General features: G+C 65.7%; 29 protein-coding genes. 8 read left to right on the top strand and 21 right to left on the bottom strand.

Annotated features, from left to right (window positions below):
• Positions 1 to 11: 11 nt before the first annotated feature.
• The 3 genes from VFW84_RS06650 to VFW84_RS06640 are packed head-to-tail and all read left to right on the top strand — an operon-like array spanning position 12 to position 4,292.
• Positions 12 to 2,429 carry an ATP-binding protein gene (locus VFW84_RS06650; RefSeq protein ID WP_329679655.1) on the top strand — a complete coding sequence of 806 codons (2,418 nt, stop codon included), beginning with the start codon at positions 12 to 14 and terminating at the stop codon, positions 2,427 to 2,429.
• Between the two features lie 11 nt (positions 2,430 to 2,440).
• Positions 2,441 to 3,580 (top strand): tRNA guanosine(34) transglycosylase Tgt, encoded by a 1,140-nt coding sequence (gene tgt / locus VFW84_RS06645; protein ID WP_329679654.1) that lies wholly within the window; start codon positions 2,441 to 2,443, stop codon positions 3,578 to 3,580.
• Between the two features lie 22 nt (positions 3,581 to 3,602).
• Entirely contained in the window at positions 3,603 to 4,292 is a 690-nt protein-coding gene (locus VFW84_RS06640) for a ceramidase domain-containing protein (protein WP_329679653.1), read from the top strand.
• Here VFW84_RS06640 and VFW84_RS06635 read toward each other — a convergent pair whose 3' ends face one another.
• The 9 genes from VFW84_RS06635 to VFW84_RS06595 all read right to left on the bottom strand — a co-directional run bounded on the left by VFW84_RS06635 (position 4,293) and on the right by VFW84_RS06595 (position 12,876).
• Positions 4,293 to 4,973: a CAAX prenyl protease-related protein gene (locus tag VFW84_RS06635; RefSeq protein ID WP_329679652.1), complete on the bottom strand. Its 681-nt coding sequence runs from the start codon at positions 4,971 to 4,973 to the stop codon at positions 4,293 to 4,295.
• Positions 4,974 to 4,978: 5 nt separating this feature from the next.
• Positions 4,979 to 6,304, bottom strand: a complete 1,326-nt coding sequence (locus tag VFW84_RS06630) for an MFS transporter (RefSeq protein WP_329679651.1) — start codon at positions 6,302 to 6,304, stop codon at positions 4,979 to 4,981.
• A complete protein-coding gene (locus VFW84_RS06625) occupies positions 6,301 to 8,205 on the bottom strand; it encodes an MFS transporter (protein WP_329679650.1) in 1,905 nt (634 codons plus the stop codon). The genes VFW84_RS06630 and VFW84_RS06625 overlap by 4 nt, the downstream gene beginning before the upstream one ends.
• Before the next feature lie 13 nt (positions 8,206 to 8,218).
• A complete protein-coding gene (locus VFW84_RS06620; RefSeq protein WP_414638913.1) occupies positions 8,219 to 9,013 on the bottom strand; it encodes a DUF2145 domain-containing protein in 795 nt (264 codons plus the stop codon).
• On the bottom strand, positions 9,010 to 9,432 hold the full coding sequence (locus tag VFW84_RS06615; RefSeq protein WP_329679648.1) for a hypothetical protein: 423 nt from the start codon (positions 9,430 to 9,432) through the stop codon (positions 9,010 to 9,012). Before VFW84_RS06615 ends, VFW84_RS06620 begins: the two co-directional genes overlap by 4 nt.
• 69 nt (positions 9,433 to 9,501) lie before the next feature.
• A complete protein-coding gene (locus VFW84_RS06610; RefSeq protein WP_329679647.1) occupies positions 9,502 to 10,746 on the bottom strand; it encodes a CoA transferase in 1,245 nt (414 codons plus the stop codon).
• A 37-nt stretch (positions 10,747 to 10,783) separates the two neighbouring features.
• Positions 10,784 to 11,215 carry a biopolymer transporter ExbD gene (locus VFW84_RS06605; protein ID WP_329679646.1) on the bottom strand — a complete coding sequence of 144 codons (432 nt, stop codon included), beginning with the start codon at positions 11,213 to 11,215 and terminating at the stop codon, positions 10,784 to 10,786.
• A 12-nt stretch (positions 11,216 to 11,227) separates the two neighbouring features.
• Entirely contained in the window at positions 11,228 to 12,109 is an 882-nt protein-coding gene (locus VFW84_RS06600) for a MotA/TolQ/ExbB proton channel family protein (RefSeq protein ID WP_329679645.1), read from the bottom strand.
• A 5-nt stretch (positions 12,110 to 12,114) separates the two neighbouring features.
• A complete protein-coding gene (locus tag VFW84_RS06595; protein ID WP_329679644.1) occupies positions 12,115 to 12,876 on the bottom strand; it encodes a TonB family protein in 762 nt (253 codons plus the stop codon).
• Between the two features lie 187 nt (positions 12,877 to 13,063).
• Between VFW84_RS06595 and folE the strand changes: the two genes are divergently transcribed.
• The 4 genes from folE to VFW84_RS06575 are packed head-to-tail and all read left to right on the top strand — an operon-like array spanning position 13,064 to position 16,058.
• Positions 13,064 to 13,813, top strand: a complete 750-nt coding sequence (gene folE / locus VFW84_RS06590; protein WP_329679643.1) for a GTP cyclohydrolase I — start codon at positions 13,064 to 13,066, stop codon at positions 13,811 to 13,813.
• A 4-nt stretch (positions 13,814 to 13,817) separates the two neighbouring features.
• A complete protein-coding gene (locus VFW84_RS06585) occupies positions 13,818 to 14,249 on the top strand; it encodes a BLUF domain-containing protein (protein WP_329679642.1) in 432 nt (143 codons plus the stop codon).
• 16 nt (positions 14,250 to 14,265) lie between these two features.
• Entirely contained in the window at positions 14,266 to 15,186 is a 921-nt protein-coding gene (locus VFW84_RS06580) for a DUF429 domain-containing protein (RefSeq protein WP_329679641.1), read from the top strand.
• Entirely contained in the window at positions 15,183 to 16,058 is an 876-nt protein-coding gene (locus VFW84_RS06575) for a D-hexose-6-phosphate mutarotase (RefSeq protein WP_329679640.1), read from the top strand. The genes VFW84_RS06580 and VFW84_RS06575 overlap by 4 nt, the downstream gene beginning before the upstream one ends.
• 19 nt (positions 16,059 to 16,077) lie before the next feature.
• Here VFW84_RS06575 and VFW84_RS06570 read toward each other — a convergent pair whose 3' ends face one another.
• Genes VFW84_RS06570 through VFW84_RS06550 form a run of 5 tightly spaced genes read right to left on the bottom strand, consistent with a single transcriptional unit; the run spans position 16,078 to position 20,385 of the window.
• Positions 16,078 to 16,767 (bottom strand): SCO family protein, encoded by a 690-nt coding sequence (locus tag VFW84_RS06570; protein ID WP_414638912.1) that lies wholly within the window; start codon positions 16,765 to 16,767, stop codon positions 16,078 to 16,080.
• Positions 16,754 to 17,698, bottom strand: a complete 945-nt coding sequence (gene cyoE, locus VFW84_RS06565; protein ID WP_329679639.1) for a heme o synthase — start codon at positions 17,696 to 17,698, stop codon at positions 16,754 to 16,756. Before cyoE ends, VFW84_RS06570 begins: the two co-directional genes overlap by 14 nt.
• A 1-nt stretch (position 17,699) precedes the next feature.
• On the bottom strand, positions 17,700 to 18,905 hold the full coding sequence (locus tag VFW84_RS06560) for a COX15/CtaA family protein (RefSeq protein ID WP_329679638.1): 1,206 nt from the start codon (positions 18,903 to 18,905) through the stop codon (positions 17,700 to 17,702).
• Entirely contained in the window at positions 18,902 to 19,612 is a 711-nt protein-coding gene (locus tag VFW84_RS06555; RefSeq protein ID WP_329679637.1) for a hypothetical protein, read from the bottom strand. The genes VFW84_RS06560 and VFW84_RS06555 overlap by 4 nt, the downstream gene beginning before the upstream one ends.
• An 8-nt stretch (positions 19,613 to 19,620) precedes the next feature.
• The gene (locus VFW84_RS06550) at positions 19,621 to 20,385 is read right to left on the bottom strand and encodes an SURF1 family protein (protein WP_329679636.1); all 765 of its coding nucleotides are present in this window, start codon (positions 20,383 to 20,385) and stop codon (positions 19,621 to 19,623) included.
• A gap of 45 nt (positions 20,386 to 20,430) precedes the next feature.
• On the opposite strand from VFW84_RS06550, the gene VFW84_RS06545 reads away from it, so the two are divergent.
• A complete protein-coding gene (locus tag VFW84_RS06545) occupies positions 20,431 to 20,652 on the top strand; it encodes a twin transmembrane helix small protein (RefSeq protein WP_329679635.1) in 222 nt (73 codons plus the stop codon).
• Positions 20,653 to 20,692: 40 nt separating this feature from the next.
• Here the strand turns inward: VFW84_RS06545 and VFW84_RS06540 are convergent, their stop codons facing one another.
• From VFW84_RS06540 to VFW84_RS06510, 7 genes are all read right to left on the bottom strand, one after another.
• Positions 20,693 to 21,577, bottom strand: a complete 885-nt coding sequence (locus VFW84_RS06540; protein ID WP_329679634.1) for a cytochrome c oxidase subunit 3 — start codon at positions 21,575 to 21,577, stop codon at positions 20,693 to 20,695.
• 80 nt (positions 21,578 to 21,657) lie between these two features.
• Entirely contained in the window at positions 21,658 to 21,897 is a 240-nt protein-coding gene (locus tag VFW84_RS06535) for a DUF2970 domain-containing protein (protein ID WP_329679633.1), read from the bottom strand.
• Positions 21,894 to 22,520 carry a cytochrome c oxidase assembly protein gene (locus VFW84_RS06530; protein ID WP_414638911.1) on the bottom strand — a complete coding sequence of 209 codons (627 nt, stop codon included), beginning with the start codon at positions 22,518 to 22,520 and terminating at the stop codon, positions 21,894 to 21,896. The genes VFW84_RS06535 and VFW84_RS06530 overlap by 4 nt, the downstream gene beginning before the upstream one ends.
• Positions 22,521 to 22,535: 15 nt before the next feature.
• Positions 22,536 to 22,673, bottom strand: coding sequence for a cytochrome oxidase small assembly protein (locus VFW84_RS06525; protein ID WP_329679632.1), 138 nt, complete (start codon positions 22,671 to 22,673; stop codon positions 22,536 to 22,538).
• Positions 22,673 to 24,292 (bottom strand): cytochrome c oxidase subunit I, encoded by a 1,620-nt coding sequence (ctaD, locus tag VFW84_RS06520; RefSeq protein WP_329679631.1) that lies wholly within the window; start codon positions 24,290 to 24,292, stop codon positions 22,673 to 22,675. Before ctaD ends, VFW84_RS06525 begins: the two co-directional genes overlap by 1 nt.
• An 18-nt stretch (positions 24,293 to 24,310) precedes the next feature.
• Positions 24,311 to 25,519 carry a cytochrome c oxidase subunit II gene (gene coxB, locus VFW84_RS06515; protein WP_329679630.1) on the bottom strand — a complete coding sequence of 403 codons (1,209 nt, stop codon included), beginning with the start codon at positions 25,517 to 25,519 and terminating at the stop codon, positions 24,311 to 24,313.
• Positions 25,520 to 25,947: 428 nt separating this feature from the next.
• On the bottom strand, positions 25,948 to 26,910 hold the full coding sequence (locus VFW84_RS06510; RefSeq protein ID WP_329679629.1) for a biotin synthase: 963 nt from the start codon (positions 26,908 to 26,910) through the stop codon (positions 25,948 to 25,950).
• Positions 26,911 to 26,934: the final 24 nt, after the last annotated feature.

The following is a 26,934-nucleotide window of genomic DNA, read 5'->3' as shown; positions in this document are numbered from 1 at the left end:
TCGAAAAAAACATGCAGGGATCTTCACTTCATCGCCATCGCCCCGCGCGCCCACCCTCGGCCTGGCTGGCAGGGTGGCTGGCGGCGGCCCTGTGGCTGATCTTGCTGTCGCCGCGCCTGTCGCATGCCCAAGGCACCGACAGCCAGCAGCCTCGGACCCTGGCCAGCGCACAGTTGGCATCGGGGGTCTGCAGCCATCGGAGCCCGGCTCAGTCTGTCTCCCTGCCGGATGACTGGCGCGAGATCGGCATGAAGGCGCCTGCGGATGGGTGCTACCGCTTCGATCTGGCTCTGCCCACGGCACCCGATATTCCCTGGGCCCTGCGCATGGACCGTCTGCCGGGCAATCACCGTGTGTCGGTCAACGGCATCCCGCTGAGCACCCACCACATGGACGGGCACAAGATCACCAGCATGAGCACGCTGCCCTACCTGATCGAAGTGCCCGCCGGCCTGCTCAAGGCCGGTCACAACGAGATCACGATCGATGTGCGCATGGGCCCCTATCGCAAGCCCGGGGTCTCGCCCCTGGTGGCCGGCCCCCTGACCGAGCTGCGCAGCGACTTCGATCGCTGGGTGATCTGGACCGTGGACGTGCCGCGCATCGTCAACCTCAGCGTCGCGGGCATGGCCCTCTTCCTGCTGCTGGCCTGGCGTGCGCGTCCGGGCGACCAGCGTTTTGTCTACTTCGGCGGGCTCATGGTCATCATGTGCTTCCGCAACGCCCTGTACTTCCTGGAAACGGTGAGTTGGCCCACACCCGTGGTGGACTGGCTCTTCTTTGCCGCACAGGCGGGCACCACCTATTACCTGTCGTGCTTTGGCCTGTCGTACGCCAACGTCGATCTCAAGCGCGTGATCTGGCCCCTGCGCCTGATCGGCTTCGGCCTGCCATTGGTGGCCCTGGGCACCCTGGGCACCAGCAACCTGGACCTGCTGCGCCTGATCGCCTACCCCGTGATGATCATCTGCGGCCTGCTGGTGGTGGTCCAGGTGGTGCGCACCGCACTGACCCGCCATTGGCAGGAGGCCGTGGCCATGACTCTGGGGCCGGTGGCCACCGTCGTGAGCGTGACCCACGACTATCTGTTCCTGACCCCCTTGCTGCCCGTCACCGATCTGTACTGGACGCCTTACTCCACACCGGTGATCTTCCTGGGTTACGCGCTCACCCTCATGCGCCACTTCGTGGACAACATGAACCTGGCCGAGCGCATGAACGTGACCCTGGAAGAGCGCGTGGCCGAACGCACCCGCGCACTCGAATCGGCCAACCAGTCCAAGACGCGCTTTCTGGCCGCCGCCAGCCATGACCTGCGCCAGCCCACGGCGGCCATCGGCCTGCTGGTGAGTCTGCTGCGCCAGCAGCCCAGCACGTCCAGCGAGACCCGCGAGCTGACCAACATGCTCGACGAGGCCGTGGCCTCCATGGAATCCCTGCTGGTGGGCCTGCTGGACATCTCACGCCTGGATGCCGGCGCCGTGCAGCCGCAGTTCCAGCCCGTATCTCTGCACGACGTCTTCCAGGCCGTGCGGGTGCACGAACAAAGTGCCGCCCAGGCCAAGGGGCTGGACCTGCGCTTCCGCCTGCCCACGGGCCCCAATGCCCACCTGATGGTCATGACCGACCCGCTGTTGCTGCACAGTGTGCTGCGCAACCTGGTCTCCAACGCCATCCGCTACACCCAGCGCGGCGGGGTGCTGGTGGCGGCACGACGCAAGGGCAAGCGCCGCCTGCGCATCGAGATCTGGGACACCGGCATCGGCATCCCGGCGGACCAGATGGAGCGCATCTTCGAAGAGTTCTATCAAGTAGGCAACACCGCGCGGGACCGCAGCCGGGGCATCGGTCTGGGCCTGGCCATCGTGCGCCGCACCGCCAGCGTGCTGGGTGAGCAGATCAGCGTGCGCTCCAAACCCGGCAAGGGTTCGGTGTTCACCATCGAACTGCCACTGCACCACACCACCGCACCCAAGCCCTCGGTGCTGGTCTCGCCCACCCAACCGCTCAAGAACCGCTCGATCTGGGTGGTGGAAGACGACTTGCTGCTGCGCCGCGCCCTGACCGAGCTGCTGCAAAGCTGGGGCGCGCACACCCGTGTGTGGCACGATGGTGAATCACTGATGGGTGAGCTGCCCCTGCTGATCGGCCCGCACCAGCAAGACCGCCTGCCCGACATCCTCATCAGCGACTACCGCCTGCCCGGCATGGACGGTGTCGTGCTGAGCCAGTCGGTCAACACCCAGCTCAATATGCACGGACATCACGCCGCCCCGCTCATCATCTCGGGCGACACCGACCCCACCGAAATCGCCCGCATGAACAGCTCGGGTCTGCACCTGATGTCCAAGCCTTTCCGCAGCGAGCGCCTGCTCGAACAACTGCTGGCCCTGCTGAAATCCCGGGACCACGCCTCACTGGCTCACTGAAGACCACCACCATGCTCACGTTCGATCTCATCAAGACCGAAGGCGAAGCCCGTCGCGGCCGCCTGACCCTCAACCACGGCGTGGTCCAGACCCCCATCTTCATGCCCGTGGGCACCTATGGCACGGTCAAGGGCGTGATGCCCCGCTCGCTCGAAGAGATGGGCGCGCAGATCATCCTGGGCAACACCTTCCACCTGTGGATGCGCCCCGGGCTGGACATCATGAAGCAGTTCGGTGGCCTGCACAAATTCGAGTCCTGGAACAAACCCATTCTCACGGACTCGGGAGGCTTTCAGGTCTGGTCGCTGGGTGACATGCGCAAGATCAGCGAAGAGGGCGTGCGCTTTGCCTCGCCGGTCAATGGCGACAAGCTCTTCCTGACGCCCGAGATCAGCATGCAGATCCAGACCATCCTGAACTCGGACATCGTCATGCAGTTCGATGAGTGCACACCCTACTGGAAGGGCGACAAGTCCCTGGGCCACATCACCACCGAGAAGGAAGCCCGCCTGTCGATGGAGCTCAGCCTGCGCTGGGCCAAGCGCTGCATCACCGAGTTCGACAAGCTGCAAAACCCCAATGCCCTGTTCGGCATCGTGCAAGGGGGCATGTTCCCCCACCTGCGTGAAGAATCGCTAGCCGGCCTGGTCGATCTGAACCTGCCGGGCTATGCCATCGGCGGGGTCAGCGTGGGGGAGCCCAAGGACGAGATGCTGCGAGTGATGAACCACATCACCCCCAAGCTGCCAGCCCACAAACCGCGTTACCTGATGGGCGTGGGCACCCCGGAGGACCTGGTGGCCGGCGTGGCCACCGGGGTGGACATGTTCGACTGCGTCATGCCCACACGCAACGCACGCAATGGCCACCTCTTCACCCGCTTTGGCGACCTGCGCCTGCGCAACAGCCGCTACAAGGCCGATGAGCGCCCCATCGACGAGACCTGCGCCTGCCACACCTGCCAGAACTTCAGCCGCGCTTACCTGCACCACCTGGACCGCTGCGGCGAGATGCTGGGCCCCATGCTCACCACCATCCACAACCTGCACTACTACCTCAACCTGATGCAGGAGATCCGCGACGCTCTGGACGAAGGCCGCTTTGCGGCGTATCAGCAGCAGTTCGCGGCCGACCGCGCGCGCGGCATCTGAACACGCCGAGCCGCAGCACACCATGGACCTGGGCAGCTACTTTCTCGCAGCCATCGATCTGTACTGCGAGCGCCTGGACGCCAGCTTCTGGTCCGAACCGGTCAACGCGCTGAGCAATCTGGCCTTCATCGCCGCGGCGCTGTGGGCCAGGCGTGCGCTGCATCAGCGGGGCCTCCATGCCCGTGACCTGCACTGGCTGACCCTGTCCATGGCCTCCATCGGCGTGTGCAGCTTCGCCTTTCACACCGTAGGCCAACGCTGGGCTGCCTGGCTGGACTCGATCAGCATCCTGGTCTTCCTGCTGGGCTTTGCCGCCACCTGGACGCAGCGCGTGCTGGGCTGGCCCTGGCGACGCGCCTGGCTGGCCGCACCCATCGCAGGCAGTTTCATCGGGGTGGGCACCATCGCCCTGATGCAGGTGCCCGCCACCTGGATGCGCACGGAAGTGGCCTGGTACATCAGCACCTGGCTGGCCATTGCCCTGACCACCGTCTTCACGCCGCGGATGGCATCGACCGGCCTGGCCATGCGCGCCTGGATGTGGGGCTGCACCGCCCTGTTCACGCTGGCCCTGGGCTTGCGCCAGATCGATCTGCTGGTCTGCCCCTGGTGGCCGCTGGGCACCCATGCTGGCTGGCACCTGAGCAACGGCCTGGTCACCGCCCTGGCCCTGCGGGCCCTGATGGCGGCCACGCCAGGCCGCCCCCGCTGATCACCAGAACTGCCAGTTGCCCCAGATCACGACCCAGATGCCCAGCACCCCGTTGGTGACCGCATGGGCCACGATGGGTGCCCAGAGCTTGCCGGTGCGGCGATACAGCCAAGCATAGGCCAGACCGGCCACGATGGCGGCCAGCCACTGGGTGTGGGCCAGCATGAACACCACGGTGGACAACACCACCGCCTTGAGGGTGGTGCGACGCGGGTCGACTTGTTCAAAGTCGGGGTTGTCCACCCAGCGCATCAGGAAGGAACGCCAGAAGAGTTCCTCCATCACCGGCACCATCAGGGCCGCGCCTATCCAGCGCACGATCACCAGAGACCAGATCAGTTGCCCTTCGGCATCGACCGGTTTGAAGCTCGCCGTGGCTTCGCCCAGCATCATCCAGGGATGGTCCAGCCGGACCCACAACAGGTAGACCACCACCCCCACAGCGATGGACAGCAACCACTCCTGCCAGCTCAGCCCCAGGCCCCGAGCCAGTTCACCGTACCGACGCCAGAACCACAGCAGCGAGCCGCTGACCACCAGCACCGACAGGCCATAGACCCAGCGCGGATCGATGAAGCCCGAGCCATCGGCGGGCAATTGCCCCCGCAAGGCCAGCAAGGCCATGAAGAGGAAAAACGGCACACAACGGGCCAGACCAGCAGGAGAGATCAATCGTTCCATGGGATTCAACGGTTTTGCGCGCGAAGGATGCGCCACGCCAGGCCACACGCCAGCAGGTGCAACGCGATCGTAGCGGCAAAGACCTGCCCATACGACAGACCAGCCGCGCCCAGGCCCCAGGCCAGGGCTGCGGACAGCAGGATGAAGACGGCATTGAGGATGTTGTTGGCGCCCACGATGCGCGCCCGGTGACTGGGCTCGGACTGCGCCTGCATGTGGGCATACAGCGGCACGCTGAACCAGCCCACCGACATGGCCATCAGCCAGACATCGGCCAGCAGCCGCCACAAGGCAACTTCACCCAAGATGGCCTGCAGGTGCCAGCCGCCCGTGGGCAAGCCCTGACCCTGCTCCAGCTGCATCACCGACCAGGCCAGATCACCACCAAAGACGGCCATACCCAGCGCCCCCAGAGGCACCAGGCGCAAGGGCGAATGCCCCCGAGCCAGACGCTCGCACATCAGGGCCCCACTGCCGATGCCCAGGGAGATCAGTACCAGCAGCAGCGATGCCACCGAGGAGGGCGCTTTCAAGGTGTCATGCGTGAGTGCCGGGAACAGGCTGAGAAACACCGCCCCGAAGAACCACATCCACGAGATGCCCAGCAAGGACCACAGCACCTGCCCATGTGCGCTGGCGCGCTGGAGATTGCGCCAGGTTTCCCCGATGGGATTGAGATGCACATGCAGTTCAGGATCGACGGCTGCGGTCATGGGGATGGCCTGGGCCCGCCACCAACCCAGCAGCGCCAGCACGACCAGTGCCAGCGGCAAAGCAGTCTCTTCCACCCCCATCGGCAGGCCGGGCCACCACTCACGGGGCGCCACCAGCAGGCCCCCGACCAGCGAGCCCAGCAAGATGGCGGTGAACATGCCCATCTCCAGCAGACCATTGCCCCCCACCAGCTCGGGCTCATCCAGGTGGCGGGGCACATAGGCGTACTTCAGGGTCGAAAACACCGTGACATGGATGCCCGACAGCAGCAGGCAACCCAGCAAGGTCCAGGGCTCGCGCTGCCAGACGGCCCAGGCGGCCAGCAGCATCATGGCCACTTCGAGCGCCTTGCCGGCACGGATCAGACGATCCAGCGGCCACTTGTCGGCCCATTGCCCGGCGGTGGCCGACAACAACAAGGACGGCAGGATGAACAAGGCGCCCGTGGCCGGCCCCACCACCGCGGGTGGCAACCACGCCAGGGAGACCTGGTAGGTCAGCAGCAGCGTGACCGCGAACTTGAGCAGGTTGTCATTGAGCGTGCCCAGGAACACCGTCCAGAAGAACGGCGCATAGCGCCGCTGGCGCAAGAGGCGGAACTGATGCCCCTCGCTCATGGCGAAGGTTGCGCCAGCAGGTCGCGAACCTCATCTTGCAAGCGCTCAGGACTCACCTCGGCGGCAGGAAGGGCCTCGCCCACCACCAGGCCCACGCGGTTGAACAGGCCGCGCCGGAAGGGCTTGCTCATGGCAGCCCCATCAATGCGCGAGAAATAGGAACCCCACAGATTGTGCAGCGCCGCAGGCACCACCGGCACCGGGTGGGTCTCCAGGATCTTCATGATGCCACCCTTGAAGGGCTGCAACTGCCCGTCGCGGGTGATGGCCCCTTCGGGGAACAGGCACAGCAGATCGCCCTCCTGGAGCACCTGGCGCGCACGCTCGAAGGCCCGCTCATAGGCCTCGGGGTCTTCTTTCTGAGGCGCGATGGGAATGGCCTTGCACAGCCGGAAGAACCAGCCCAGCACGGGGTTCTTGAAAATGCGGTGATCCATCAGGAAGACCATGGGCCGCGGGCTGATGACCCCCAGGATGACCGCATCGACAAAGCTGACGTGATTGCACACCAGGATGGCCGCGCCATCGGTGGGGATGTGCTCGTCGCCACGCACCTTGAGCCGGTAGACCAGGCGCGTGACCAGCAGCATGATGAGGCGGATGATGTACTCGGGCATGAGCCAGAACACATAGCCCACCACCAGCACGTTCAGCAGGGCCGTGGCCCCGAAAACCTCGGAGATGGAGAACCCGGCCGACAGCATGGCACCGGCCCCCAGGCTGCTGACGATCATGAACAGCGCATTGAGGATGTTGTTGGCCGCGATGATCCGTGCTCGATGGCTGGGCTGGGCCCGCAACTGGATCAGGGCGTACATGGGCACGCTGTACAGCCCCGCACTGAAGGCCAGCAGGGACAGGTCGGCCATCACGCGCCAATGGCGGTGATCGGCCACGAACGCAGTCACCGTGAGCAGATCGGCCCCCGGCTGTCGGTGCATGCCCGCCGTGGTCTGGTACAGATCAAAGGCAAACACCGTCATGCCCACCGCACCAATGGGCACCAGGCCGATTTCCACATGCCGGTGCGACAGCCGCTCGCACCACAGCGAACCCACGGCAATGCCGATGGAAAACACCACCAGCAACAAGGAGGCCACGTGCGTGTCGCCCCCCAGCACATCGCGCGCGAAGGACGGGAACTGCGACAGAAACACGGCGCCGAAGAACCACATCCACGAGATGCCCAGCAGCGAGCGAAACACACTGGGGTACTGATAGGCCAGTTGCAGGTTCCGCCAGGTCTCGGACACCGGGTTCCAGTTGATTTGCAGATTGGGCGCCGAGGATGGCGAAGGCGGAATGCTGCGTGAGACCCACCAGCCCAGCACGGCCACGCCCAGGCAGGCCAGCGCGGTGTAGTGGGCCCCCTGCGGCCCCAGGCTCATGAGCAGCCCGCCCGTGAGGTTGCCCAGCAGGATGGAGACAAAGGTACCCATCTCGACCATGCCATTGCCGCCGGTCAACTCGGCCGGGCTGAGGTGCTGAGGCAGGTAGGCATACTTGACCGGCCCGAACAGCGTGGAATGTACCCCCATCAGGAACACGCACAGCAGCAGGATGGGCACCGTCAGCGTGAAAAAGCCCCAGGCCGCCAGACCCATGATGGCGATCTCCAGCAGCTTGATCGAGCGCATGATCGTGGCCTTGTCGTACTTGTCGGCCCACTGCCCTGCCGACGCCGACAGCACGACAAAGGGCAGGATGAACAAGGCCCCGATCACCAGGCCCGCCATCTCGGGTTTGAGCCAGCTCAGTTGCAGTTGGTAGGTCACGAGCACCGTGAAGGCAAACTTGAACAGGTTGTCATTGCCCGCACCCAGAAACTGGGTCCAGAAAAAGGGGCCGAAGCGGCGCTGCTTGAGCAGGCCGAACTGGCCCGAATCATGGGGTTGGGACACGACGGAATCCTTGTCAATGAACCGCGATCACGGCAGACCCCATGCCGCGCTGGCTCAGCCATGCGAATACGGAATCAACCGTGGTGGTGCGGATGCGGCTGCTGTAGCGCAGCTCATCGGGGTGATCGTCAAAGGCGATGTTGGCCCGCGTCACGCGCGCGCCCAGGCGGGTCAGCGCGGAGATCTTCAGCTCCACTGGCTCGTAGCTCTTGAGGCGCAGCCAGGCCTGGGCCTTGTCACGCGAGTTCGCCCCGGGTTCCATGGCCAGGGCCAGGGATTCGAGTGCCCACTGATTGCTCTGCTGATAACGCTGGGCCCAGGGATAGGCCAGCATGCTGTAGGCGCGCTGGTGCAACTGGGCCACCTGTCGATTGTCCTTGAGCAGGCTCAGCATGCGGGCCTGCACCTCCGGTGTGGGCACCACATAGGCCGCCTCGTAGCGGTAGAGGTTGTCCAGGAAAAACTGCGCCAGCCCCTGGCGATACACATCCCCATGGTCGGTGCCGCACTCGTTGAGCTTGTGGACCACGCGCCAGCCTTCGGGCGTCTTGTAGGCCCAGCCCATGTGCGAGTAGCGCTGCTGGTACTTGCTCAGATCCTGTCCCATGCGCGCCAGCAGCACCACCTGCGCCCCAGACACATCCAGCGCCCTGGAGACCCGCTCGGCCAGCCCCATGCCCTGGCGAATCTGCTCGAGCGAAACCACGGAGGCCTCGCAATGCCGCCCCGCCTGTGCCGTGGGCGCCTGCAGCAGGGCCAACAGCAGACACGCCAGCCCGGCCAGGGACCGAAGCCCGCCACACCTCATTGCGTCACCTGTTCGTCGTAGAACAAGGCCTTGCCCAGCTCGCTGGGCACGAACGCGATCACTTCGCCTGCGGCCGACAGGATGGTGCCGGTGCTGATGGCCGTCGCCACGACCACCGTGCCCACCGCACTGGCAGCACCCTTGACCGCCCTGCCTGACACATTCACGGTCATGCGCACGCCATCGCCCACGCGCTCGATGACCCACACGGTCCCCTCCGCGCTGGCCTCGACAGACACGACCACCATCTTGGCACTGGCTTGCAGAAAACCGGCGGGCGCCATGACCGACACGGCCAGGGGCGCCATCGACAGATCGCTGGCCCCCGCGGCAGCGCGCGCCTGAGGAACACACAGGGACACGGCGGCCGCTACACAGGCCGCACGAAGCCAGGACAAAGGCAAAGACCGAACCATCATGAAGCTCCTTGCTTGCAACAATGCCGACACTCTAAGCGCTCACCCCCCCTGCGAACGCCCTGCACTCCCTCATCCCCCATCAGGGCGATATGACATGCCCTTCAGGCCCGAGAGCACCTCATCGGTGTCCTCGCCCAGCGTGGGCCCCCGCCGCGTGATCGCCCCTGGCGTGCGCGACAACTTCGGGACAATGCCGGGCACCTCGACGGTCAGGCCATCGTGGGTGGTGACCGGCAGGATCATCTCGCGGGCCCGGTAATGCGGGTCCTCTGCGATGTCCTGGGCGTTGTAGATGCGGCCCACCGGCACGCTGGCCGCATTGAGCTGGTCCACCACCTCGCTGACAGGGTGTCGCGAAGTCCAGGCGCTGATCGCCGCATCGATGTCGTCAATCCGCTGGACACGCCCCGGGTTGGTGGCCAGGCCCGGATCCTGGGCCAGATCCTCCCGCCCGATCGAGGACATGAGCCGCTTGAAGATCGAGTCGCCATTGCCACCAATCACCACCATGCCATCGGCACAGGGATAGGCATTGCTGGGCGCGATGCCCGGCAGGGCCGAGCCAGCGGGCTGGCGCACCGCCCCGAAGGCGCTGAACTCGGGCAGCAGGCTTTCCATGCAATTGAACACGGCCTCGTACAAGGCCACGTCGACCACCTGGCCGCGCCCCTTGGGCGCCTCGGGGCTGATGCTGGCATGGCGGGCCTGCAAGGCCAGCAAGATGCCGATCACGCCATGCAAGGCCGCCAGCGTGTCGCCCAGGCTCACCCCTGCGCGCACCGGGGTGCGGCCGGGTTCGGCATTGAGGTAGCGCATGCCCCCCATGGCCTCGGCCACCACGGCAAAACCAGGTCGCTCGCGGTAGGGCCCGGTCTGGCCATACCCGCTGATGCGCAGCATGATCAGCCCCGGATTGCTGCGGCTGAGCGCCTCGTAGCCCATGCCCCACTTCTCCATGGTGCCGGGCTTGAAGTTCTCGATGACGACATCGGCCTGATCGATCAGTTCGCGCACGATGGCGCGCCCTTCGGGCGTGCGCAGGTCCAGCACCACACTCTTCTTATTGCGGCTCTGCACCTGCCACCACACGCTCAGGCCGTTGTGCAGCATGCGCCACTGGCGCAGCGGGTCGCCCCCGGCACCGTTCTCCGTGGCCGGGGGCTCGATCTTGATGACCTCGGCCCCGAAATCGGCCAGGGTCTTGCCCGCAAAGGGGCCGGCGATCAACTGGCCCAGCTCGATGACGCGCAAACCGGCAAGTGCCGACAGCGAGGCAGTGGAGGGCGAGGCAGAAGGGGTCGAGGAGATGCTCATGGCCCCGCATGGTAGCGGCAAAGGCGAGCCCGCCCGATCACTTGGCGCCGGGTGTCGTCACGGGATCGGTCACGAAGCCGATCTTGTTCAGGCCCGCCTTGGAGGCATCGGCCAGGGTCTCGGCCACCACGCGGTAGGCCACCGACTGGTCCGCACGCAGATGCACCTCGGGCTGAGGCTGCAACTGGGCCTGTGCCGCAAAGCGCTGGGCGGCCTCTTCGCGGCTGAGGGCCTGCCCATCCCAGTAGCGCACACCAGCCGCGTCGATGGACAGATCGATCTTGGGCGCCTTGGCACTGACCGTCTGCGCACTGGCCTTGGGCAACTCCAGCTTGACCGAGTGGCTCAGCAGGGGCGCCGTCACGATGAAGATCACCAGCAGCACCAGCATGACGTCGATCAGCGGCACCATGTTGATTTCGGCCAGCGGGGCGTTGCCCCCCTTGTTGTCGAAGCTTGCAAAAGCCATGGCCGCTCCCGATCAGCTGCCGGCCTTGCCGGCCTGGGGATTGAGGGGGCGCACCGTGGCGCTGCCCTTGCCCGTGTCCGATGCGGACGAGGTCTTGAGCGAATGCCCGGTGCTCAGGAAGGTGAAGAGCTCGAAGGCAAAAGCATCCAGACGGGCCGACCAGACGCGGTTGCTGCGGGTCAGCCAGTTGTAGGCCATCACGGCAGGGATGGCGACGGCCAGGCCGACACCGGTCATGATCAGGGCCTCGCCCACGGGGCCGGCCACCTTGTCGAGCGAACCCGAACCCGAAGCCCCGATGGCCAGCAGCGCGTGATAAACACCCCAGACGGTGCCGAACAGGCCCACGAAGGGCGCCGTGGCACCGATGGTGGCCAGCACCGCCAGACCGCTTTCCATGCGCATGGTCTCCTCGTCGAGCACCTTCTTGATGGTGCGGGTCAGGAAGTCCTGGGCCGAACCGGCTTCTTCCAGCTTGGCCGCACCATAGCGAGCATGGTGGGACTGCGCATGCATGGCATGGGCCGTGAGGTGAGCGAAGGGCTCCTGCGCGCCATGGGTGGCGATCTCGTTCTGCACCGCATCCAGCGAGGTCGCGTTCCAGAAAAAGTTCAGAAAGGACTTGCTGCGACGCTGGCGCAACATCAGCGCCACACCCTTGGTGGCGATCAATGCCCAGGAGATCACCGACATCAGCACCAGGATGCCGAACAGGCCCTGGCCGACCGCATCCGTCTGGCTGATGAAGTGGCTGAAACCCAACTGGGTGCTCGCCCCCACCTCGGTGGTGGCGTTGGCCGCATCCAGTGCGCTGGCGGCCGCCTCAGGGGCACTGGCCGAGGAGAGCGGTGTGGCGGCCGATGCGGCCATCACCACAGGTGTGACGTCATTCATGGTGATCAATCCGAAGTTTCGTAATCCACGGGGGCGCTCACGCGAAACGGCATGGCCACGCCCCCTTCCTTGTAGGGCTCGAAGCGAGCGGCCCTGACCCAGGCCACGGCCGCCTGATCCAGGCGAGAAAAACCCGACGACTGCTGCACGGTGACCTCGGCCGGACGGCCTTGCTCATCCACCAGCACGCGCAAGAGCACCCTGCCCGACTCGCCCAGACGCTCGGAGGCCGGCGGGAAGACCAGGGGCGGCTTGACCAGATAACGCACCGCCGAAATGGCCAACTGGCGCGGCGCCACAGGTGCCTGGGGCATGGCCGCAGCGATGCTGGAAGGTGCAGCCGACAGGGGGGCCACGGGCGCGGCCGTCGCCACGGGGGTGACAGGCTGTGCGGCCTCCACCACCTTGGGGGGCGGCTCGGGCGGCGCCTCGAAGGTGCTCGGCTGCGCGCTGCGCGCGGTCACCACGCGGGGCACGGGCAAGGGTTCAGTGAGCTTGGGCGCCGGGGGTTGGGGCGCGGCCTGGGGCATGGGCGGCGGGGACTGATCGGGCGCGATCAGCTCCACCATCACCGGATCGGGCTCGCCGACCGCTTCCGGTGCCGGGCGGGCATGGGCCAACCACCAGGCGGCCCCGACATGGGCCAGCAGCACCAGAGCGGCCAGCACCCAGCGTTGACGCGTCGTGAGATCTCGCGGCTCGGGCCATCCCAGGCGCACGGCCTGCGGTGCGCGCAGATCAAGGTCTTGGGAAAGCAGGGTCGACATGGGAACGGAGTCTAGCATCAAATGCAATTGCGAATCAATCTCATTATTAAGTGATCACGACATTCAATCCGCGGCTTCCCTCACAGCCCGTGATGATCCCAGATCGTCAAGTCCTGAGCCAGCAGGAAATGTCAAGGCGCGTTAGCATCTCGTCCTTGCCCCTCAACGGACTGGACCGAAGGCCCCCATGAGCTCCCCCCCTCCCCTGCGCACCGTCGACACCGCCCCTGCCGCCACCGATGCTCCGGGTGACGAGGGCGTGCCCGTGTCGGTGCGCATCCGCGAACGGATCAAGCAGGCACAGCGGCGCTTCCACGCCAACGACAACATCGCCGAGTTCATCCACCCCGGCGAGCTCGACAAACTGCTCGACGAGGTGCAGGGCAAGATGAGCGGCGTGCTCTCCAGCCTGGTCATCGACACCGAGAGCGATCACAACACCCAGGACACGGCCCGCCGGGTGGCCAAGATGTATCTCAACGAGATCTTCCGCGGCCGCTACCATGCCGCCCCAGCCGTCACCGAGTTCCCCAATGCCGAGCGCCTCAACGAGCTGATGATCGTCGGGCCCATCACGGTGCGCAGCGCCTGCTCGCACCACCTGTGCCCCATCATCGGCAAGGTGTGGATCGGCATCATGCCCAACGAGCACTCCAACCTGATCGGCCTGTCCAAGTACGCCCGGCTGATCGACTGGATCATGAGCCGCCCCCAGATCCAGGAAGAAGCCGTCACCCAGGTGGCCGACCTGCTGCAGTCGCGCATGCAACCCGATGGCCTGGCCGTCGTGATGGAAGCCGATCATTTCTGCATGCACTGGCGCGGCGTCAAGGATTCCGACTCCAAAATGATCAACAGTGTGATGCGGGGCTCCTTCCTCAAGGATCCCAACCTGCGCCGAGAATTCCTCTCGCTGGTCACCCACCGGAAAGGCTGAAGTCATGCTGGTTCGATTGCTGTACGCCAGTCGCTCGTCGAGCACGCTGAGCCAGGAGGTCATCGACGGCCTGCTGGCCTCGTCCCGCCGCAACAACCCTGCCCTGGGGGTCACGGGCCTGCTGTGCCACAGTGGCGACATCTTCATGCAGGTCCTCGAAGGTGGCCGCGACGTGGTCAACGGGCTCTACACCCGCATCAGCGCCGACCCGCGCCACCACGACGTCACCTTGCTGCATTACGAGGAAATCACCGAGCGCCGCTTTGCGGGCTGGACCATGGGCCAGGTCAACCTGGCCCGGGTGAACCCCTCGACCCTGCTGAAGTACTCCGAGCGCCCGGTGCTCGACCCCTACAGCGTCTCGGGTCAGGTCTCGATGGCCCTGCTGCAGGAACTCATCGACACCGCCTGCATCGCCACCTGCCGCGGCGGCTGAGCGGAGTCCTGCCCGCATGAGCCCCTGCCTGCTCGGGGTGGACTTCAGCTGCGCGCCCAGCCAGCGCAAACCCATCACCGCCGCCTGGGGGCAACGCCAAGGCACGGTGGTGCGCCTGGAGGCGCTCGAAGCCCTGCCCACGCTGGACGCCTTCGAGGCCCTGCTGTCCACCGGCCACCCCCGCGGTGGCTCGGGCTGGATCGGCGGTTTTGATTTCCCATTTGGCTTGCCACGGTGCTTTGTCGACGCCCTGGCGCATGCGCCCCCGGCGGGATGGCCCGGCTCGAACCCGGGCATCCCCAGCTCGCCCGCCGAGCGCCTGATCGCGCAACTGCTGCAGCACTGCGGTGACCGGCAAGGCTTTCAAGCGCTGGTCGATGGCTGGGGGCGCGACTGGGGTCAGGGCAGCCGTCCGACGACCTTGCCCCACCGCCGAGCCGACACCGCCTTGCCCGGCATCTCCAGCACCAGCCCCCTGCAGACCCGCTATGTGCCAGTGGGCAAGATGTACTTCGAGGGCCTGTCGCGCCTGGTGCGTGCCGATGTGGCCCTGCCCGGTTTGCGCCCCTGTGCCACCGTGTCTGACGCCCCGCCAAGGCTGGCCCTGGAGGCCTACCCTGGTCTGCTGGCGCAGGAAGTCCTGGGCCGAGGCAGCTACAAGAGCGACGACCGCGCGCAGCAGAATCACGAGCGCCTGCTCCATCGCCTGAGCCTCATCGATGCACTGGAGCAGGGCCGCACCCGCCTGGGCCTGCGCCTCAAGCTCAGCCCCGCGCAGCGCGACCACCTGGCCAGCGACCCCCAGGGCGACCGCCTGGATGCCGTGCTCTGCCTGCTGCAGGCGGGCTGGGCCCACCTGCGCTGGAGCGAGGGGGACACCCGCTGTGGTCTGCCCCCCGACATCGACCCGGTCGAAGGATGGATACTCACGACATGAACACCCCACACACTTACACCCCGTCCGCCGTCGAGATCGAGCACAAGGGCCACCACACCGTCAAGCTCAGCCTGCCCGATGGCTCCTATGCCGTGGTGCTGCTGCATGGCGGTCAGGTCGTGTCCTGGCACCCTGCGGGCCAGGGCGAGCAGCTCTACCTCTCGCCCGACAGCCCCGTGGTGGCGGGCAAAGCCGTGCGCGGCGGCGTCCCGGTGATCTTCCCCCAGTTCGAGCAACGCGGCCCCGACCGCAGCCTGCCTCGCCATGGCCTGGTGCGCACCCGCCCGTGGACCATCGACACACTGCGCGCGCAAGGCGATCACGCCCTGGTGACCCTGACCCGCAGCGATGACGAGGACACCCGCGCCCTGTGGCCGCATGGCTTCACGCTGGAGCTCACCGTGAGCCTGGCGCCGCAGCGCCTGGACATGGAACTGCACGTGAGCAACACGGGCGACACCGCCTGGTCATTTTCTGCCGCGCTCCACACCTATCTGGCCGTGAGCGAGCTGTCACAGGTGCGCCTGCAGGGCCTGGAAGGTTGCCGCTTCATCGATGCGATCACCAACGGCGAGCACATCGAGGACCACCCCGAAAAACGCTTTGCTGGCGAGATGGACCGCATCTATGCCCGCGTGCCCCGCTCACTGCTGCTGCGTGACGGCCCGCGCCGCCTGACCCTGGAGAGCGAGACCTTCGAGGACCTGGTGCTGTGGAACCCGGGCAGCGACAAATGCGCGGCCCTTCAGGACATGCCCGACGAGGACTGGCAGCACATGCTGTGTGTCGAAGCCGCGCAGATCCTCCGCCCGCCCACCCTGGCCCCCGGCGACAGCTGGACAGCCCGCCAGAGCCTGGTGTTGCCGGACTGAGCCGGCGCCATCGGCCCGCTCAGGGCTTCTCGTCGAGCAGCAGCTTGATGTCCGAGCTCAGGGCATCGACCCCGGAGCCGTAGCGCACGAACAGTCGCACGCGCCCCTGTGGATCGAACACATAGGAGCCTGCCGTGTGGTCCATGGTGTAGCTCTTGCCATCCTGGCTGGGCACCTTCTGGAAGAAGACCTTGAATTCGCGCGCGGCATCGGTCACCTGCTGCACCGAACCGCGCAAAGCCACAAAGCTGGGATCCATGGCGCGGATGTACTCGGCCAGCACGGCATCGGTGTCGCGCTCGGGGTCCACGCTCACGAACACCCCCTGCAGCCGCTCGCCCTGCGGACCCAGGCGGCGCTTGACCTCGGCCAGTTCGGTCATGGTCGTGGGGCAAATGTCCGGACACTGCGTGAAGCCGAAGAACACCACCACCACCTTGCCCTTGAACTCGGCGAGGGTGCGAATGCGCCCCGTGGTGTCTGGCAGGGAGAGCTTCTGGGCGTACTGCGCCCCGGTGATGTCGACCCCCTGAAAGCGCGGGCCACTGGGCGTCATGGGATTGAGTCCCTTCTGATCGCAGCCGCTCGACAGCAACGCGGCCAGCAGCGGTGCGGCCACGCCCAACGCCAGACGACGCAGGCCCTGGCGACGAGAGAGGGAGTGTGAAGCCAGAGGTGCGCGCATCATCAGCAGATCAGAGCCAGACATAGTGGTCCACCAGCAGCGCCGCGAACAGCAGCATCAGGTGGACGATGGAAAAACGGAAGGTCTTGCGGGCCAGCTCATCACTGTACCGACGCCACAGCCTGAAAGCATAGAGCATGAACAGCGCACCCAGAATGAGCGCGCTCACCAGATAGATGTGCCCGCTCATGCCGTAGACATAGGGCAACAAGGTCGCGGCCAGCAGCACGATGGTGTAGAGGAAGATGTGCAGGCGCGTGAACTCGTTGCCGTGGGTCACCGGCAGCATCGGCAGGCCGGCGCGGGCGTAGTCCTCGACGCGGTAGAGCGCCAGGGCCCAGAAATGCGGCGGGGTCCACAGGAAGATGATCAGGCAGAGCATCAGCGCTTCCGGGTCGACCGAGCCACGCATGGCCGCCCAGCCCAGCACCGGTGGCATGGCCCCCGAGGCACCGCCGATCACGATGTTCTGCGGTGTCAAGGGCTTGAGCACCACCGTGTAGACGATGGCATAACCCACGAAGGTGGCCAGTGTGAGCCACAGGGTCAGCGGGTTCACCGCCACATACAGCACCACCCCGCCGATCGTGCACAGCCCCAGGCTGAACACCAGCGATTGCGTGCGCGTGAGCTCCCCGCGGGCGGTGGGCCGCCAAGCCGTGCGCTTCATGCGGGCATCGATGCCCTGCTCGATCAGGCAATTGAAGGCCGCTGCCGCACCCGCCACCAGCCAGATGCCGATGCAAGCAGCGACCGCCTTGAGGCACTCATCGGCCGACGGCACGCCAGGCACGGCCAGCAGCATGCCGATGACGGCACAGAAGACGATCAGCTGCACCACACGAGGCTTGGTCAGCACATAGAACTGGCGCCAGCGCGAGGGCAGATTGCCCAGGGTCACAGGCGAGGTGGTGGCGCTCACAGGCGCGTCGGGGGACGAAGGTGTAGACGACATATCAGGAAGCCCAGCGAGCCCTCAAACGGGTCGGTTGATCCGCCTGCGACACAGGCTTGGAAAGAGGAGACACCGCCAGGCCGGTGAGCCAAGCCACCGTCAGGGCCGCCCCCAGCGTGTGACCGAGCGCCGCCAGCAGCGGCCAGCCCAGCACCACATTGCTCAGCCCCGTGGCCACCTGCCAGCCCAGCAGGGCCAGCAAGATGCGCCCGTGCGAGCGGGCACCGAGCTGCATCGCTCGCCAGGCCAGCCAGAGCATGGCCAGCGTGGCCACGATCGCCCCCAGTCGATGCGCCATGTGGATGGCGGTCAGCGCCGCCAGGGTGACGGTGCCCCCCTGGCCGTCCTCGCCCAGGCCACGCAGCAGCGTGAAGCCCTGGCGCCAGTCCATGTCAGGCACCCATTGCGACTGGCACAGGGGGAATTCGGCGCAGGCCAGCACGGCACCGTTGGTGCTCACCCAGGCTCCCAGCATGGCCTGCAACACCCACACGGCCAGCACCCAGCCTGCCGATCGCCGCAACACCTCGGGCAAGGCCTGGGCCCACACACTCTGGGGACTCGATGCCTGCGAGGGTGTGGCCAGCGCACGCGCCTGAGCGGCCAGCAGCGCCACGCCGGTGAGCCCCCCCAGCAGGTGGCCCGTGACAATCAGGGGGTAGAGCTTGAGGGTCACGGTCAAGGCACCAAAGGCGCCTTGCACGCACACCCACACAAAGGTCCAGGTGGGCCACCAGGGTGAGATGAGGGGCTCCCCCGCCGAAGCCCGACCACGAGACCACCAGGCCAGGGCCATCAAGCCCGTGATCAGGGCACCGACCCCCGTGGCCAGGTAGCGGTGGATCATCTCGATCCAGGCCTTGCCGTGGCTCACCGGGCCATGCGGCGCCTCCTGCAGGGCCTGTGTGATCTCGCCATGCGCACCCACCGGGCTGGCACTGCCGTAGCAGCCGGGCCAGTCAGGGCAACCCAGACCGGAATCCGTCAGACGCGTGAACGCCCCAAAGACCACCAGGTCCAGTGTCAGGAACAGCGTGGCCAGGGTCAGGGCGCGCTGCCAGGCCACCGGGCGCCGCCAGGCGGCCATGCCCCCCTCGCGCCAAAGACGACGCGCGGCCCACAACAGTGGCAGCAAGGCCAGCAAGGCCCCGGCCAGAGCCACGCTGGCCGCCGGCCCCAGATCGACCAGAGACAGCGACTCGTTCATGGCCGACCCGCCTCATCCCAGGACGCGGCCGCTTTGAGCAGACGGTTCAGGTCCTTGATCACCTTGCGCGGTTCGGCCTGGGGTTCAAAACGCATCATCCACTGGCCGTGGGGATCGATCAGGAACCAATGGTCGCTCAAGGCGCGACCCGGCTGGGGCGCCAGCCAGCGCGACAGCGCCGCACCATCGACCGACAGCACCGTGGCGTCATGCATGGCCGGGCGCAGGCTGTCCTTCATGGGGCGTCCATCGTTGATCAGCCAGACACGGTCCACCTTGTCCTTTTCCTTGCCCAGTGACTCGCGGATCTGTCGCTGCAGATAGAGCTGCTGTTCGCAGCGGGCCGTGCAATCCCCCCCCGCCACGGTGACGAACAGCCACTGCCCCTTCAGCGACGATGCCAGGACCGCACGGCCTTCCGGTGTGCTCAAAGGCAGCGCCGCATCCGTTGGCAGTGGGCGCACCGGGTTGATCAGTTCGCCATAGTTGGTGCGCCCCTGCGGACGCACGACATAGTAGGTGAAGTAGGAGGCCAGCACCGGCGCCGCACACACCGCCAGCACCATCAGCATCTTGAGGCGGCCGCTGCGCAGGCGCTGCGCGTCCGCCGCCACAGGGGCGGGCAGACTGTGCACGCTCAACTGCATCAGCGCGGGATCGCCCTCAGGAGGGCGGGCATCGGTGGGAGGGGTCAGGGTCGAACTCATGTCATCCATCACTGGGCGGCGCCCCGACGGGGGCGCCACCATTGAAACCAAGCGTACAGCGTCCCCATGATGAGCGCCATGGCAAACCATTGCGCCGCGTAGGCTTGATGCTTGCCGACATCGGCCGAGGGCTGCCACCATTGCCGCAGGAGTTCAGGCGCCTTGACGGCCGATGGCGACTCCGCCGCCAGTTGCTGCACGCTGCCAGGGCGCAGGATCACGCCCCACTCCTTCGACAACTCACTCAGCGTCACATTCTGACGGACAGGGCCGGTGTCAGACCCCTGGGTCGACCCGAGTTCGAGCATGCGCGAAGGCGGTGGTACCAACCTCACCGGCACGCGCACCCCTGCGGCCGTGTCCTGAATTTTTGGCACACGGGCCGGATCGACCAGATCGCGTGGCACCCAGCCGCGCTGCACCAGCACCACCGTGGCCGCGCACGCCACGCCCGGCGAGGGCTCCAGACGCAACGGGGTCAGCACCACGAAGCCCGCGCGCCCCTGCATGCTGCGGTTGCTGAGGTAAAGGGTGTGCCCGCTGAGCCAATGGCCGCGCAGCCAGGCATGCCGCTGTTCGGCCTGCTGCCAGTCGCTGGCGCTGCAGGGCAAGGCGGTGTGATCGAGCATGGGCAACTGCTCACGCGCCATCATGGTGTCGTGCAGATCTTGCTTCTGATCGGCTCGGTCGAGCTGCCAGGCCCCCAGAGAGGCCGTGATGCCGATCCCGATCACAGTGGCCAGCAGCACCCACAGGGAGGGTTTGCGAGTCATCGGTGTGTCACCACGGCAGGCCTGCAGGCCGTATCATCCGTGCGCATGAAGATCATCCTCATCGCGGCACTGGTGGCCATCATTCTCGCGCTGGCCCTGGGCGGGCGCGCCATGCTCAAGGATGGCCGCGATGGCCAGCCCAAAAGCAACCGCATGGTCAACGCCCTGGCCTTGCGCGTCGGGCTGTCGATTGCCTTGTTCCTGTTCATCCTGCTGAGCTACAAGATGGGGTGGATCCACCCCACCGGTGTCGCGGCAGGACGCTGAAAGCCCTGCCGCTGAAGGGAAACACTGCCTTGAGACCTGATCAGGTCCAGTAGACGATCACGTACAGGCCCAGCCAGACCACGTCCACGAAGTGCCAGTACCAGGCGGCCCCTTCGAAACCAAAGTGACGGTCGGCCGTGAAATGGCCCTTTTGCAGACGCAGCGTGATGAACAGCAGCATCAGCATGCCCACGAAGACGTGGAAGCCGTGAAAGCCCGTCAGCATGAAGAAGGTCGAGCCATACACACCCGAGGTGAGCTTGAGGTTGAGGTGATGGTAGGCCTCGTAGTACTCATAGCCCTGGCAGATCAGGAAGGCAATGCCCAGCAGCACGGTGAGCCACATGAAGGTGATGGTGGTGCCACGCTTGTTCTCACGCAGGGCGTGGTGAGCGATGGTCAGCGTCACCCCCGAGGTCAGCAGCAGGGCCGTGTTGATGGTGGGCAGAGGCCAGGGGCCCATGGTCTGGAAGGGTTCGACCGTGCCGGCCGGCGACCCCGTGGCGCCGGCCACCACCGATGGCCACACGCCCTTGAAGTCAGGCCACAGCATGGCATGTTCCATATTGCCCAGCTCCGGAACCGAATGCATGCGTGCCCAGTACAGCGCCCCGAAGAAGGCCCCGAAGAACATCACCTCCGAGAAGATGAACCAGGCCATGCTCCAGCGGAAGGAAACGTCGATGCGGTCACTGTAGAGGCCGCCCTCGCTCTCGTGGATGGCATCGCCGAACCACTGCTTGAGCACGACCAGCCACCAGGCCAGGCCGAACGCGGCACAGTAAGGCCCCCAGGAGACACCATTGATCCACTGGCCTGCGCCCAGGATCACAAAGAAGAGGCCAAACGCCGCCATCGCCGGGTGCCTGGAAGGCCCTGGCACGAAGTAGTACGGGGTCTGCCCCTTGGGAATCGCTGCCGACATACAGGCTCCTGTCATTGAACACGCGGCCAGGCCGCTTCACATATCACTTGCATGGGTGTTGTCTTGTCTGTGGCCGGGGCTCACGCCCCCGCACCACTGGCCACCACCCAACGAACCACCAGCACCAGCGTCACCACAAAGATCACCCCGCCCAGCACACCCGCCACGATCACATGGATGGGGTTGATGCGGTCGGTGTCGTCCTGGTAACCCTTGGACTTGCGTACCCCGAAAAAAGCCCAGGCCACCGCCTTGAGCGTCTGCAGGAACGAGCCCTTGCGGGCTGCGGCCTCGCGCAGGTCCTTGCCCGCCTCGCTCATGTCCTGCCTCCGGGCGCCGCAGGCACCTTGGAGCCCACTTCAAAGAAGGTGTAGGACAGGGTGATGGTGCGCACATCACGAGGCAATTTGGGATCCACCACGAACACCACCGGCCAGCGCTTGACCTCGCCCGGCTTGAGCGTGTATTCGTTGAAGCAGAAACATTCGATCTTGTTGAAATGTGCCGTCGCCTGCTTGGGCGCATAGCTGGGAATGGCCTGGGCCCGCATGGTGCGATCCTGCACATTTCGGAACTCGTACATCACCGTGGTGAGCTGTCCGGGATGAACCTTGACCACGCGCTGCTCAGGCGCAAACGCCCAGGGACCGCGGGCATTGGCGTCCAGCTCGATCGTGATGGTGCGGCTCACATCGATCTGGGTGTTGGGCCGGGCCTTGGACGAGCCACCGGGGATGTTCTGCTCCGCGAGCGAGAGCACGTTCACCCCCAGGGCATCGCAGATGGCCCGGTACATAGGCACCATGGCATAACCAAAGCCGAACATCACCCCGGCGATCACGACCAGCTTGCCCACCATCTGGCGGTTGCTCGCGGCCACGCGCCGAGACACCGACGAGGGCTTGCGCCCGGGGTCGGTGTGAGGATCGCGGTCAGCGCTCATGCCTGCACACCGGGATCAGTTCGGGTGTGCCAGCAAGGTCATCTTCAGCATGAAGCCGAAGAAGAACACCGCCACCACCGACGCCAGGATCAGCGCCAGGCGCAGGTTCTTGCCACGCACCGAGGCGTTCTGGGGAGAAGCGTTCGCGCTCATCAGCCGATCACCTTGGTGGCCGAAGCATTCAGCTTGGGCGGGTTCTCGAAGGTGTGGAAGGGCGCCGGCGACGGCACTTCCCACTCCAGGCCTTCGGCACCGTCCCAGGGCCGCTGCGGTGCGGGCTCACCCTTGCCGCGCATCATGGGGATCATGACGAACAGCAGGAAGAAGACCTGCATCAGACCGAAACCGAAGGCACCCACCGAGGCCACGGCATTGAAGTCGGCGAACTGCATGGGATAGTCGGCATAGCGACGCGGCATGCCGGCCAGACCCAGGAAGTGCATGGGGAAGAAGGTGATGTTGAAGGTGATCAGCGAACCCCAGAAGTGGAACTTGCCCTTCCACTCGGGGATCATGACGCCCGACCATTTGGGTGCCCAGTAGTAGACGCCAGCGTACAGAGCGTAGAGCGAGCCGGCCACCAGCACGTAGTGGAAGTGCGCCACCACGTAGTAGGTGTCCTGGATCTGAGTGTCGATGGGCGCCATGGAGCAGATCAGGCCCGTGAAGCCACCCATGGTGAACACGAAGATGAAGCCCACGGCCCACAGCATCGGGGTTTCAAACGTCATGGAGCCGCGCCACATGGTGGCCACCCAGTTGAAGATCTTCACGGCCGTGGGCACCGAGATCAGCATGGTGGCGTACATGAAGAAGAGCTGGCCGGTCACCGGCATGCCGGTGGCGAACATGTGGTGGGCCCACACGATGAAGCTCAGGATGGCGATGGAGCCGGTGGCGTACACCATGGAGGTGTAGCCGAACAGTTTCTTGCGGGCAAAGGCCGGCACGATCTGGCTCACGATGCCGAAGGCCGGCAGGATCATGATGTAGACCTCGGGGTGACCGAAGAACCAGAAGATGTGCTGGTACATGATCGGATCACCGCCACCGGCGGGATTGAAGAAGCTGGTGCCCAGGTGGCGATCGGTCAGCGTCATCGTGATGGCACCGGCCAGCACGGGCATCACAGCGATCAGCAGGTAGGCGGTGATCAGCCAGGTCCAGGCGAACATCGGCATCTTCATCAGCGTCATGCCGGGGGCACGCATGTTGAGGATGGTCACGATGATGTTGATCGAGCCCATGATGGAGCTGGCGCCCAGCAGGTGCATCGCGAAGATGCCCGCATCCATCGAGGGGCCCATCTGCAGCGTCAGGGGCGCATACAGGGTCCAGCCCGCAGCGGGCGCACCACCGGGCATGAAGAAGGACGACACCAGCATGATGGCCGCCGGGATCATCAGCCAGAAGCTGAAGTTGTTCATCCGCGCGAAGGCCATGTCGGACGCGCCGATCTGCAGCGGGATCATCCAGTTGGCCAGGCCCACGAAGGCCGGCATGATGGCACCGAACACCATGATCAGGCCGTGCATGGTGGTGAGCTGGTTGAACAGCTCAGGGTTGACCACCTGCAGCCCCGGCTGGAACAGCTCGGCGCGGATCAGCAGGGCCAGAACGCCACCGATCATCAGCATGGTGAAAGAGAACAGCAGATACAGCGTGCCGATGTCCTTGTGGTTGGTCGCAAATACCCAGCGACGCCACCCGTGTGGGTGACCGTGGTCGTCATGTCCGTGGCCGTGGCCGCCGTGATCCAGAACCGCACTCATTTCATTGTCCTTTCTGACTCACTTGCGGGCAGCCAGCACATCGGCCGGCTGCACGGTCTGACCGGTCTTGTTGGACCAGTTGTTCTTGGTGTAGGTGATCACGGCCGCGATCTCGGTGTCGGACAACTGCTTCCATGCGGGCATGGCGCCGTTGTTCTGACCGTTGAGCAGCACGGCAATCTGAACCCCCTTGTCGGCATCCAGCACCTTGGCCGAACCATCGATGGGCTTGACAGCACCAGCGCCCTTGCCGTTGGCCTGGTGACAGGCCGCGCAGTTGGCTTCATAGACTTTCTGCCCGCGTGCGATCAGATCGGCCTGCTCCCAGACCTTGTTGGGATCGTCGGCCTTGGCCTGCTGAGCCTTGAGCTTGCCTTCTGCCCAGGCGGCGTAAGCCTCTTCGGACAGCACGCGCACATGGATGGGCATGTAGGCGTGTTCCTTGCCGCACAACTCGGCGCACTGCCCGTAGAAGTCACCGGTCTTTTCAGCCTTGAACCAGGTGTCGCGCACGAAGCCGGGGATGGCGTCCTGCTTGATGCCGAAGGCCGGCACCATGAAGGAGTGGATGACGTCGTTGGCGGTGGTGATCACGCGGATCTTCTTGCCCACGGGCACGACCATGGGCTCGTCCACCTTGAGCAGGTAGTTGTCGCCCTCGGGGGTGCCGGCGTCAGACAGCGCGCGCTGTGTGGCGTCGAGCGAGGAAATGAGCTGGATGCCCTCACCGGGGCCATTCAGATAGTCGTAGCCCCACTTCCATTGGTAGCCTGTGGCCTTGATGGTCAGGTCGGCGTTGGTGGTGTCCTTCTGGGCCACCACCACCTTGGTGGCTGGCAGGGCCATGCCGATCACGATCAAGAAGGGGATCACGGTCCAGACGACTTCCACGGTGATGGACTCATGAAAGCTCGCGGCCTTGGCCCCTTTGGACTTGCGGTGGTTGAGGATGGAGTAGAACATCACCCCGAACACACCCACGCAGATCACACCGCAGATCCACAGCATCATGACGTGCAGATCTTGCTGAGCCGCGGCGATCTTGGTGGCTGGCGGCGGCAGGTCCATCTGCAGCACGGACGGACCGCCCGGCAGATCATTGACAGCCCAGGCCGCGGGCGACAGCGCCAGCAGGGTGGTCGTCACGGCAGCCGCCGACAGCCGCGCCAGACCACGTTGCCATGACCCGGGTGCGCCGTGTTGTGCAGGTTGAGGGGTGTGATTCATGGGTCTTCTCTGTTGAAGCAAGCCATCACAGGCCCGGCCGCGACATGGCGACCAGACCCAGAGACGTTCGGGCAGCTCGCGATGCGAGCGGTGTGGTGGGGAGTGCGCGCCCTGCAGCGGGCGAAAAGACAGTCCGAAAAGACAGGGCAACAGGCATGGAAGCCACAACTCCATCCCCGGGCGTTGGACACCGACTCGTCTTGTGAACCCAGCCAGCGCAACTACCAGGGGCGAAAGCAACAAAGTCGCGGTTTGCGCGGCAACATCGCCACACCGAACCACTTTCTCCGACCCATTCTAGGGACTGAGTTGCGCTGGCTCAAGTCGAGTGTGCAACGGATCTGTTATGGCTTTCCCTCAAGTGATGCGTATTCCCATCACTGCCAGCTTTGGGTTTGACAAGTGGGCGCACTTCATGTCGCGAGTCATCACGGCTGGCGAGATCCACCTTTGATCATGCGCTTCATATCGTTCAATGACACGCGGGTTTCCTCGGAGACGAGGGCGCGCGGCAACGGTTTGATGGCGTGTCCATAGACCAGCTCTACCGTCAAGCCGATGCGGCCGTCCGGCCGACGCAGCTCGGCATCGATGGCGTCTTCCAGACGCTGGCGCCAGCGGGGCGTGCGACAACCCGCAAAACGCCCCCGGGCCACATTGCCACCCCAGGTGCGCAACTCGGCCAGCATGGCGCGCGCGCTGTCCCAGGTCAGCGTCAGGCGCTCCATGTCCATCACGGGGTCGGCAAAGCCGGCCTGCACCAGGGCGTCGCCCAGGTCGTGCATGTCGATGAACTGCACCGTAGGTAAAGGCCAGCCCTGGCGCTGATACAGGGCACGCAGTTCGCCCGCGGTGTCGGGCCCCAACCCCGAACACATGAGGAAGCCGTCGACCGCCAGGGCCGCATGCCAGGCACGCAAGGTGGCGTCCAGATCGGCCTGGGTGTGCAGCGCCATATTGGCCCAGACCAGCCCCACCCCGTCCGCAGGCCAGCCCTCGGGCCAGGCCTGCCCGGCCTGTACCACGGGTGCGCTGGCCTGCTTGCGCCAGGCGGCCCACCAGGGATTGGGGTGCTCGGCCAGCCAGGCCTGGGCTGCACGCCCAGCCAGTTCCGCCGTGGGCTCCCAGACCCAACGATGTGACTGAGGGTAACGTTGCGTGACCACGGCCGCCCCTCCGCCCAGGGTGGCCGACCAGTCCAGCCAGTGGGCCGGCGTGAGACGGATGGCATCGAGCTTGTCCCCCAGGCGACGCGCCACCTCGGTGTGCAGCCAGGGAGCCTGCGGCGCACGCGCCAGGCGCCTCCATTGATGCGCCAGCGCCTGCGCCTGAGGCGCCACAGACGGTAACAATTCAGGGGGGGGCGAGGTGTCTGACGGGTTCGACATCATGGGGGTCCAAGGGGGTTGCGCGAG

The organism is Aquabacterium sp. (genome assembly GCF_036279655.1).
Classification (GTDB): Bacteria; Pseudomonadota; Gammaproteobacteria; order Burkholderiales; family Burkholderiaceae_C; genus Aquabacterium.
The sequence above is the reverse complement of the archived record's forward strand: the minus strand, read 5'-3'. Positions and strand labels throughout refer to the sequence as shown.

Excerpts from the sequence above, each read along its gene's own strand:
- VFW84_RS06650 (WP_329679655.1), top strand. The coding sequence starts at position 12 with ATGCAGGGATCTTCACTTCATCGCCATCGCCCCGCGCGCCCACCCTCG.
- tgt (WP_329679654.1), top strand. The coding sequence starts at position 2,441 with ATGCTCACGTTCGATCTCATCAAGACCGAAGGCGAAGCCCGTCGCGGC.
- VFW84_RS06640 (WP_329679653.1), top strand. The coding sequence starts at position 3,603 with ATGGACCTGGGCAGCTACTTTCTCGCAGCCATCGATCTGTACTGCGAG.
- VFW84_RS06635 (WP_329679652.1), bottom strand. The coding sequence starts at position 4,973 with ATGGAACGATTGATCTCTCCTGCTGGTCTGGCCCGTTGTGTGCCGTTT.
- VFW84_RS06630 (WP_329679651.1), bottom strand. The coding sequence starts at position 6,304 with ATGAGCGAGGGGCATCAGTTCCGCCTCTTGCGCCAGCGGCGCTATGCG.
- VFW84_RS06620 (WP_414638913.1), bottom strand. The coding sequence starts at position 9,013 with ATGAGGTGTGGCGGGCTTCGGTCCCTGGCCGGGCTGGCGTGTCTGCTG.
- VFW84_RS06615 (WP_329679648.1), bottom strand. The coding sequence starts at position 9,432 with ATGATGGTTCGGTCTTTGCCTTTGTCCTGGCTTCGTGCGGCCTGTGTA.
- VFW84_RS06610 (WP_329679647.1), bottom strand. The coding sequence starts at position 10,746 with ATGAGCATCTCCTCGACCCCTTCTGCCTCGCCCTCCACTGCCTCGCTG.
- VFW84_RS06605 (WP_329679646.1), bottom strand. The coding sequence starts at position 11,215 with ATGGCTTTTGCAAGCTTCGACAACAAGGGGGGCAACGCCCCGCTGGCC.
- VFW84_RS06600 (WP_329679645.1), bottom strand. The coding sequence starts at position 12,109 with ATGAATGACGTCACACCTGTGGTGATGGCCGCATCGGCCGCCACACCG.
- VFW84_RS06595 (WP_329679644.1), bottom strand. The coding sequence starts at position 12,876 with ATGTCGACCCTGCTTTCCCAAGACCTTGATCTGCGCGCACCGCAGGCC.
- folE (WP_329679643.1), top strand. The coding sequence starts at position 13,064 with ATGAGCTCCCCCCCTCCCCTGCGCACCGTCGACACCGCCCCTGCCGCC.
- VFW84_RS06585 (WP_329679642.1), top strand. The coding sequence starts at position 13,818 with ATGCTGGTTCGATTGCTGTACGCCAGTCGCTCGTCGAGCACGCTGAGC.
- VFW84_RS06580 (WP_329679641.1), top strand. The coding sequence starts at position 14,266 with ATGAGCCCCTGCCTGCTCGGGGTGGACTTCAGCTGCGCGCCCAGCCAG.
- VFW84_RS06575 (WP_329679640.1), top strand. The coding sequence starts at position 15,183 with ATGAACACCCCACACACTTACACCCCGTCCGCCGTCGAGATCGAGCAC.
- VFW84_RS06570 (WP_414638912.1), bottom strand. The coding sequence starts at position 16,767 with ATGTCTGGCTCTGATCTGCTGATGATGCGCGCACCTCTGGCTTCACAC.
- cyoE (WP_329679639.1), bottom strand. The coding sequence starts at position 17,698 with ATGTCGTCTACACCTTCGTCCCCCGACGCGCCTGTGAGCGCCACCACC.
- VFW84_RS06560 (WP_329679638.1), bottom strand. The coding sequence starts at position 18,905 with ATGAACGAGTCGCTGTCTCTGGTCGATCTGGGGCCGGCGGCCAGCGTG.
- VFW84_RS06555 (WP_329679637.1), bottom strand. The coding sequence starts at position 19,612 with ATGAGTTCGACCCTGACCCCTCCCACCGATGCCCGCCCTCCTGAGGGC.
- VFW84_RS06550 (WP_329679636.1), bottom strand. The coding sequence starts at position 20,385 with ATGACTCGCAAACCCTCCCTGTGGGTGCTGCTGGCCACTGTGATCGGG.
- VFW84_RS06545 (WP_329679635.1), top strand. The coding sequence starts at position 20,431 with ATGAAGATCATCCTCATCGCGGCACTGGTGGCCATCATTCTCGCGCTG.
- VFW84_RS06540 (WP_329679634.1), bottom strand. The coding sequence starts at position 21,577 with ATGTCGGCAGCGATTCCCAAGGGGCAGACCCCGTACTACTTCGTGCCA.
- VFW84_RS06535 (WP_329679633.1), bottom strand. The coding sequence starts at position 21,897 with ATGAGCGAGGCGGGCAAGGACCTGCGCGAGGCCGCAGCCCGCAAGGGC.
- VFW84_RS06530 (WP_414638911.1), bottom strand. The coding sequence starts at position 22,520 with ATGAGCGCTGACCGCGATCCTCACACCGACCCCGGGCGCAAGCCCTCG.
- VFW84_RS06525 (WP_329679632.1), bottom strand. The coding sequence starts at position 22,673 with ATGAGCGCGAACGCTTCTCCCCAGAACGCCTCGGTGCGTGGCAAGAAC.
- ctaD (WP_329679631.1), bottom strand. The coding sequence starts at position 24,292 with ATGAGTGCGGTTCTGGATCACGGCGGCCACGGCCACGGACATGACGAC.
- coxB (WP_329679630.1), bottom strand. The coding sequence starts at position 25,519 with ATGAATCACACCCCTCAACCTGCACAACACGGCGCACCCGGGTCATGG.
- VFW84_RS06510 (WP_329679629.1), bottom strand. The coding sequence starts at position 26,910 with ATGATGTCGAACCCGTCAGACACCTCGCCCCCCCCTGAATTGTTACCG.